The 7,507-nt window shown below is 61.1% G+C and carries 8 protein-coding genes and 1 pseudogene; 1 reads left to right on the forward strand and 8 read right to left on the reverse strand.

All coding sequences use genetic code 11. The features are described 5' to 3' along the window. Positions 1–68: 68 nt before the first annotated feature. The 3 genes from NW853_RS03040 to rimP all read right to left on the reverse strand — a co-directional run bounded on the left by NW853_RS03040 (position 69) and on the right by rimP (position 2,778). Positions 69–716, reverse strand: coding sequence for a flavin prenyltransferase UbiX (locus NW853_RS03040; protein WP_414335627.1), 648 nt, complete (start codon positions 714–716; stop codon positions 69–71). Between the two features lie 55 nt (positions 717–771). Continuing rightward, positions 772–2,145, reverse strand: a complete 1,374-nt coding sequence (gene nusA, locus NW853_RS03045; protein ID WP_414335625.1) for a transcription termination factor NusA — start codon at positions 2,143–2,145, stop codon at positions 772–774. Between the two features lie 159 nt (positions 2,146–2,304). Beyond that, entirely contained in the window at positions 2,305–2,778 is a 474-nt protein-coding gene (gene rimP / locus NW853_RS03050) for a ribosome maturation factor RimP (protein ID WP_414335623.1), read from the reverse strand. 336 nt (positions 2,779–3,114) lie between these two features. Between rimP and NW853_RS03055 the strand changes: the two genes are divergently transcribed. After that, on the forward strand, positions 3,115–3,630 hold the full coding sequence (locus NW853_RS03055) for a TIGR02652 family protein (protein ID WP_414335622.1): 516 nt from the start codon (positions 3,115–3,117) through the stop codon (positions 3,628–3,630). A gap of 108 nt (positions 3,631–3,738) precedes the next feature. Here NW853_RS03055 and NW853_RS03060 read toward each other — a convergent pair. From NW853_RS03060 to NW853_RS03080, 5 genes and pseudogenes are all read right to left on the reverse strand, one after another. After that, a pseudogene (locus NW853_RS03060) lies at positions 3,739–3,867 on the reverse strand (RNA-guided endonuclease TnpB family protein); the annotation flags it as partial. 505 nt (positions 3,868–4,372) lie between these two features. Next, complete coding sequence (locus NW853_RS03065; protein ID WP_414335620.1) at positions 4,373–5,314, reverse strand: hypothetical protein; 942 nt, start codon at positions 5,312–5,314, stop codon at positions 4,373–4,375. A gap of 262 nt (positions 5,315–5,576) precedes the next feature. Continuing rightward, positions 5,577–6,101 carry a hypothetical protein gene (locus NW853_RS03070; RefSeq protein WP_414335619.1) on the reverse strand — a complete coding sequence of 175 codons (525 nt, stop codon included), beginning with the start codon at positions 6,099–6,101 and terminating at the stop codon, positions 5,577–5,579. A 121-nt stretch (positions 6,102–6,222) separates the two neighbouring features. Beyond that, positions 6,223–6,930 (reverse strand): orotidine-5'-phosphate decarboxylase, encoded by a 708-nt coding sequence (pyrF, locus tag NW853_RS03075; protein WP_414335617.1) that lies wholly within the window; start codon positions 6,928–6,930, stop codon positions 6,223–6,225. Beyond that, complete coding sequence (locus tag NW853_RS03080; RefSeq protein ID WP_414335615.1) at positions 6,920–7,360, reverse strand: DUF6464 family protein; 441 nt, start codon at positions 7,358–7,360, stop codon at positions 6,920–6,922. The genes pyrF and NW853_RS03080 overlap by 11 nt, the downstream gene beginning before the upstream one ends. Positions 7,361–7,507: the final 147 nt, after the last annotated feature.

The following is a 7,507-nucleotide window of genomic DNA, read 5'->3' on the forward strand; positions in this document are numbered from 1 at the left end:
CCCCTCTCCCTCTGGGAGAGGGGCTGGGGGTGAGGGCTGGGAGAGGGGCTGGGGGTGAGGGGATCCCCTTAGTCCTCTGGGGGCAGCTTGAGGATCTGCCGCTGGCGCATCCCCTGCCAGCGCTGGATAAGGTCGCTGTCGATGCCGAACTGATCCAGCGCCTTCACCACGACAAAATCCACCAAATCCAAGAGGGTGCGCGGCTGGTGGTACCAGGCCGGAATGGCCGGGACAATGCGCACCCCTGCTTCCGCCAGAGTGGTCAAGTTGCGCAGGTGGATCAGGCTAAAGGGGGTTTCCCGCGGCACAATGACCAGACGGCGACCTTCTTTAAGCTGCACGTCGGCCGCCCGCTCCAGCAGATCTGAGCTCAGGCCGGCAGCCAACTTAGCCACCGTCCCCATGCTGCACGGGATCACCAGCATCCCCTGGGTGCGATAAGAGCCACTGGCGATGGTTGCCCCCACCTCCTGCCAACGGTGGCAGACCAGGGATCCGCCCTCGCTTTCGGCCTGCTGCCGCCAAAATTGCGCCTGCTGCCGGGGATCCACCGGCAACAGCACCCCTTGCTCTCCCTGCCACACCTGATAGGCCGCCTTGGAGACCACCACTTCGACGCGGTAATCCAGGCTGAGCAGGACGTGCAAAGCCCGCACAGCATAAAGCATCCCAGAGGCGCCTGAGACGCCAAGGATGATGGGCAGAGAGGATGTCAAGGGCCGCCGCAGAACGTCTTCTGCTCAAGTCTAGCGAGGAGAGCTCTCCCTGATCTCACTCTTGGGGCTGGGCGATGTCGAACTCGGCATCGTAGTCGAAGTCCTCGTCTTCCTCAACCCAGTCTTCTCCCAGCCTGTCGTCTGTGGCCAACTTCTCTTCCTCCAAGCGGCCTTTGGTTGCGTACTCCTCGTCCTCTAGGCCCAGAGCGGCTCGCTCTGCCCGCCGCCGCAAGCGTTCCAAAGCCTCCGGCGTGATGAAGGGATAGGGCAGCCCCTGCGCTTGCGCCTCCTCTAGCGCCGCCCGGTAGCTCTCCACTTCTTTAATATCGATTTTCCAGCCGGTGAGACGGGCGGCCAGGCGCACATTCTGCCCCTCTTTGCCGATGGCCAGGCTGAGCTGGTCGCCGGTCACCAACACGTGGGCCTGTTGGATTTCCGGATCCACCAGCCGCACCTCCACCACCTTGGCCGGGCTGAGGGCGTTGGCGATGTAGGTGGCGGGATCCGGCGACCAGCGGATGACATCGATTTTCTCGTTGCGCAGCTCGGCTACCACCGCCTGAATGCGGGATCCCCTTGCGCCAATACAGGCCCCCACCGGATCCACGTCTCGCTCCACCGTATCGACGGCGATCTTGGTGCGCGGCCCCACGTTGCGGGAAGGGGGGTTGGCCTCCCGCGCCACCGCCACGATGCGCACAATATCCTCTTCGATCTCCGGCACCTCGTTGGCAAACAGGTTGACCACCAAGCCGGCATCGGCCCGGGAAACCAAAAGCTGCGGCCCCCGCCGGGATCCCTGGTAAACCTGTTTGAGGTAGACCTTCATCACCGTGTTGGGGGTGTAGCGATCGCTGGCCAACTGCTCCTTCTTAGGCAGCTCGGCCTCCACCTCTGGCTGGCCGAAACCGCTGGAAACAGCCATGATCACCTTCTGCCGCTCCATGCGCAGCACCCGTGCCTGCAGTACGGTTTTTTCCAGATCGCGGAACTCTTCCTGAATCAGACGGCGCTGCTGATCCCGTAACTTTTGCGCCAGCACCTGCTTGGTTTGGATGGCCGCCATGCGGCCAAATTCCGCCTGTTGTGGGGTAACGTCACTCATGACCTGCCAGCCCACTTCGGCTTCTGGATAGTCCTGCTGCACGTCGTACAGGGAGATCTCGTGATCCGGATCCTGCACCTGCTCCACGATGGCTTTGGTGGCCAAAACGCGAAAGCCCCCTGCTTCCACATCCAACTCCACATCGAAGTTGCGGAAGTGATCTTCTTCAAAAACGACATCTCGCTGGATGGTTTTGCGGTAGCGTTCGTAGCCTTTGAGCAGCGCCTCTCGCAGGGCATCGGTGACCACATGGCGGGGCAGGTTGCGCTCCCGCGAGATCATCTCCACCATTTCTGCCAAACCGGGCAGAGGCACCATCGACATAAACTGTTGTCCTCCTAATGCAACTTAAGCTGGGATGAAACTGCTATCACTGTTGCTCCGCAATCCTGACGGGAAATGCATCGTCGCATAGCAGGTAGCTCCGACGCGAAGACAGGGCAACACACTTCGCAGTGGAACGTCCTCTCTATCCCCATTCCTCTACTCGGTTTCTGCCTCTGAGAGGACAACGCGCTGGACTGAGGCGCGGGGCAACTGGACTCGCCGCCCTTTGAGGGAGAGGGCAACGTTCTCCTCATCCCGACCCAGTAGGTGTCCTGACCAGACGGTTTTGCCCTTGTAGGGCGGATCCACCGTCACCTGCACCGCAAATCCTTTGAAAACCACAAAGTCGCGGTCGCTGGTGAGCAGGTTGGTGATGCCGGGGCTGGAGACCTCCAGCACATAATGGCCGGGGATCAGATCCACCCGATCCAGCTCCACCTCCAAGGCCTGGCTCATGGTTTCGCAATCGGCATGGCTGGTTTCTTGATCCGGATCCAGCGGACGGATGTCCACCCGCAAGACCGGTGGATACTGATTGGTGTGAAAAACCATCTGCACCAATTGATACCCCAGTCGAGCGGCCACAGGACGGGCCAAGCTCTCCAACTGTGGAATAAGAGGGTGAACCATAACCAACTCGTCGCCAACCTATGTTGCTGTCAGATCCAAACCCACTTGGGCCGGTGCCGGCAACAGGGGCGCTCAGCCCCCCAAAAAGCAAAAAAGTGGGCGCTGCCCACTCCCCGTTGTCATTGCGGAGATTGTCTGGGAGCTGCCTGGAGCCGGTGCAGACTCTGGGCGTGCTTCCGTTCAATCTATTTTAAAAGATCTCGTCTGGTTTTGTCATGGGGATCCTGACTTGCGTTTTGCCCACGCGATCGGCACCAGATCCACAAAAGGCAACATCTATAATGTGGACAACTGCGGATTTGCTCGACTATTCAGCCGCGTTTTGTGGGGTTACCTATGACCGTTGCCTTTTCCTACCCGATCTTCGGCCCCAGCATTCAGTGTCCCCACTGTCGGCAAACGATTGCGGCCCTCACGCTGACCGATACTTACCTCTGCCCTCGCCACGGCGCCTTTGAGGCGGATGCTGAGCAAGAGGAGCTGGTACATCTGCAATCCGGACGGCGCTGGCGTTTTTGGGAAGGCCGCTGGTTTCGTCAGCACACCCACGCCGATGGGATCCGCTTCGAGATTCATGAAGAATTGGATCGGCTGCGCATGCAAGGGATGCGAGCCACACAGGTGATCGTGGCCGAGCGCTACCGCCCCTTGCTCACCCCCTACCTGGAGCAGGGATCCCATCGCCGTCCCGGCCCACCCCGCCTCTACGGCCTGCCGGTTAGCTTCAGCTCCCAGCTTCCTGAAGGAGCCGGTGGACCACCGCAGCGCTGGCGAGTGATCAACTTCGAGCTGATCTGCGAGCTGGATCCGGCCATGCGCCAGCCGCAATCCCGGCTGCAGTTCTGCGATTAGAAGGACAAACGGCCAGGGAGCCGTTGCGGTGAGCATCAAGCCCCCTCGGCTCTGAGATTTTTCTCCGGATCGGGGAGAGCTATGCCTTGATAGGTGTAGCCTCATAAACTACCCCACCGCATAGGCGGGTGAGGTTTTAGCGCTACGCGCCGCTGACGCGAATGGTAGGCCCTGCAGTTGGCAAGCCAACCACGAACCCCTAGGTCGGTTTACAGCGGCCCCCAAAAGCGCAATCACAAAGGACTCCGTCCCGCCAGCGCGAAACGCCGCAAAACGGCTGACCGCCCCCATGAAGGTGGGCCCCTCCACGATCACCACATCCCCCGGCTCCACAAAGACCTGGGGCAAGAGGCCGAGGATCTGCCCAGAGCGATGGCCGATCAGCAGGTTTTCCAGTTGGGCCTCCACCCCTCTAGCCGGCATCAACTGCAGCACCACCTCAATCAACCCGGCAAACGTGCCGCCATAATTGAGGGCATTGTCCCCATCCTCTGCCAACACCTCCGCCGTGGCCCGTGCCAAGTCGGTCTTGGGAAACAAACGCGAGTTCAAAGGCAGAACTGCTCACCACCGGCACCGCCCTTAGATCTCCGCGCCAAGAGGCGGGGGGATCAAAGCCTGCGCCCGTTGGGCAAACAGGGTCTGCAACAGAGGCTGAGCTGCTGCGTTCGCAAAAGCGTCGCGTAGCGATGATGAGGTCTGGGTCATAGCAAGCAAGACAAAAAGAAAAATGCAGACTAGCCTAGGCCAATGATTGCCACGATAACAAGAAAGAACTGCCCAGCAGCAGGGATCCCAAAACCCGCCGCCAGCCCCGGTAGGGGATCTCCGCCAAGACGCCGCCGGCGCTCAGGCACAGGAAGGGGAGCCCCACCAATCCCCAGCGAGCACTTTGCTGCAGGCTGTTCACTTGGGGATCCCAAAACCACGTCGCCAGCATCCCCATCCAGAGGACATGGCCCAGGCCGGCCAAGCTGAGCAAGGCTTGTTGCCGTTCCGCCCAGGGCCAGCCCAACCGCACCAAGCTCAACCCCAAGGGCAGCATCAAAGTCGCCAAAACGGCCAAGCCACCTTGGGAGCTGAGGCGATAGGCAACCCTTGCAGAAGGATCAGCCGGTAGATCGACCCGTCCCAGCCAAGAAAGGGCCATCACCAGCAGCAGCAAAAGCAGCCAAAGTGCCCCTCGCGAACGCAGCGGCTGCCGCGACCACTGCTGGCTCGTCCACAGCCCCGCCCAGAGCAAAGCCAAGGGCCAAATCTTATAGGACAGGGCACAAGCTAGGGCCAGACCCCACCGGCGCAAGGCAGATCCCGGCCCAACGCCGCAACTGCACAGCCACACCCAGGTGCTCAAAATCTCGCTGCCCGGCTCCAACCCTTGGGTCAGCACCCAGGGGCTGAGTCCCCACAGCCCGGCACTCCAGAAGTTGCCCCAGCTCCAGCACAACAGCAGGATGGCCAAACAAGCCATGACCGAGAAGATCCGCAACAGCTCTCCAGCCGGGATCCCCGTTCCCTGAGCCAGCCAGGGCACTAGGCCATCCGCAAACCAGTGGTAGAGGGGCAGTTCCGGCTGACCGGATGGCAAGGATCCCTCAGAGCCGCTCACGGGCACAACGCGCCACCACTGCAGCGGAGACGGTTGCCCCCAGGAGCGGAGCCGCTGTCCCAAGAGCAGGCCCATCCCGCCCCAAAGCAGCCAGTGGCCTATGCAACCAAAACCGACCAGACGTCGGCGGCGATGTTTGTCCGTGTTGGACGACCGCAGTCGGGAAAATGAGCCGCGGGGCAGCCGTTTGCCCTGGCGAGGTTTGGCGGGGGGAAACTTCATAGGTATGCCCTATTGTGTTCCTGAACGGAATGGTCATTCGACCAGCAGCAGAACATCCAATGCCTCTCCCTCTGGGAGGAGAAAGTGTCCTTGTGTGCCTTGCAAAACTCCCCGCCTACAGAGAAGGTCTAGTCAACTCTAGATCGCCCGTCAAGGGGCAACCCGACTGCTGCCAGCGACGGATGGCCTGAGCGGTGAGCCCCTCGGTTACATCGCGAATCGGGATCCCCGCTCCGGTTACCTGCAGACGCACCAACTGCCAGGGATCCCCAGACCTAGCCCGCAGCACATAGGCCTCGTAGGCCAGTTGCAGGGTTTCGCTGCGCCGACCGGCCAAGGGGTTGTCCTGGGGGTGTTGGGGCAAGACCAAGCGGCGCTCCAACGTGGTGAAATACAGTCGAAAAGCCTCTGCAGCTGTTGTGGTGTCCGAGAAAACCTGAGCCAGCTCCTGAGGAGGGAGCATTTCAACCTCCGGCTTCCCCACAAGCACAACCTGAAACTCAGAGCGGGAGCGGCTCAAGGCCAGATTGAGGAACAGAGGCAACTGCTCCGTTAGAGCCTCAGCCCAAACCTGAGGAGCAGCCAGACAGGCTTCTCCGCTGGCCGGGGCGGCAGGAAGGCTGCACAGGCCCAAAGCCACCGATAAACCCACTCCCAGCCAACACCCCCTGCCGTTCGCGTTGGCGGACTGGACAGGTGGCCTATGGCGTCGTTGCCTCACAGCACCACTTAGCCAACAGCGGGCGAATCCCTCAACCTTCTCACCCAGAAGCATCCCACAAGGCTTGGAAGCGCCGCAAGGCCGCCACCGGATCCGGAGCAGCAATGATGGGGCGACCCACCACCAGGTAGTCGGCTCCTGCCCGCAGAGCTTGGTCGGGCGTGCAGATGCGCTGTTGATCATCCCCACCATCCCCCACCCTGGCGTCGCTCAGACGGATCCCTGGAGTAACCAGCAGAACCTCCGGCCCCAAAGCCTGGCGCAGCCGCCCCACTTCCTGCGGGGAGCAGACCAGCCCCTTCACACCTTGATCCAGGGCCAGTCGGGCCAATTGTAAAACGTAGTCGCCAGGATCCCGTTCAATGCCCAGCTCCTGCCGCACCTGGTCGGGGCCGAGGCTGGTTAAGAGGGTCACTGCCAACAGCCGACAGGAACTGCCCTGGGCGGCGGCCACGGCTGCCCGCAACATAGCACTGCCACCGCAAGCATGGACGGTGAGCAGATCCACCCCATAGCCGACGGCCACCTCCGTAGCCCGTCCCACCGTGTGGGGAATGTCGTGCAGCTTCAAATCCAGAAAAATGCGCTTGCCCCTTTCCTTGAGAGCCTGGAGGATAGAGGAACCCGCAGCAGAGAACAACTCCAGGCCCACCTTCCACCACAGCACCTGCGGCAAAGCGTCCACCCACCCCACAGCCTGCTCCCAAGAAGAGGTATCCAGGGCAACAATCAGGCGGTCACCCTTCATCGCGACTCATTCCAGGGCTCACGTTCCGGGGCTCGTAGTGGGGGCAACCTTCACAGGGGCCGTGCGGATTGACGGCACAGCGCAACTCTGGAGAATGGGCATTGTAGCGACAGGTGGGATCCCCGATGGAGTCGGGCGGCGAAGCCACGTAGGTATAAACAACCAGGCCACCAAATCCTATCGGGCTGACGAAGAAACGGCTGCTGCTGAAAGATTCGCCCACAGAAGGGTTGAAGGTTTCCTCGCAAGGTTCTGGCTCCAGTTCCTCCTCCAGATTCCAGAGCGCTTCCCACTGCCGCAGGGTTTCTTGGAGAGGCACGGCCAGGTGTTCCGTCAGTTCTGTCAGGGCTGTTTCCAAAGCGGCGAGGCTTTCTTCCGCCGCTTGGGTGAAGGCTGCCACCCATTCCTCCAATAGCTTCTCAAAATCCATGCAGCAGCGACCTAGAGGCTCCTTCTTTACCTTACTGCCAACCTGGGCGATCTTTAACTTCCTCTTAACTTCCTCCCTGGCAGACGGCATCTACCAGAGCTTGGTTGACCAATGGAAACAGCTCCGCCAACTCTTCTGTAGATAGGT

The sequence above is a fragment of the Synechococcus sp. H55.11 genome (assembly GCF_047462475.1).
Taxonomy (GTDB): domain Bacteria; phylum Cyanobacteriota; class Cyanobacteriia; order Thermostichales; family Thermostichaceae; genus Thermostichus.

What these genes read in the sequence shown, in the direction of transcription:
- nusA (WP_414335625.1), bottom strand. Translation starts at nt 2,145, where the DNA reads ATGTCGATGGTGCCTCTGCCCGGTTTGGCAGAAATGGTGGAGATGATC.
- rimP (WP_414335623.1), bottom strand. Translation starts at nt 2,778, where the DNA reads ATGGTTCACCCTCTTATTCCACAGTTGGAGAGCTTGGCCCGTCCTGTG.
- NW853_RS03055 (WP_414335622.1), top strand. Translation starts at nt 3,115, where the DNA reads ATGACCGTTGCCTTTTCCTACCCGATCTTCGGCCCCAGCATTCAGTGT.
- NW853_RS03065 (WP_414335620.1), bottom strand. Translation starts at nt 5,314, where the DNA reads ATGGGCCTGCTCTTGGGACAGCGGCTCCGCTCCTGGGGGCAACCGTCT.
- pyrF (WP_414335617.1), bottom strand. Translation starts at nt 6,930, where the DNA reads ATGAAGGGTGACCGCCTGATTGTTGCCCTGGATACCTCTTCTTGGGAG.
- NW853_RS03080 (WP_414335615.1), bottom strand. Translation starts at nt 7,360, where the DNA reads ATGGATTTTGAGAAGCTATTGGAGGAATGGGTGGCAGCCTTCACCCAA.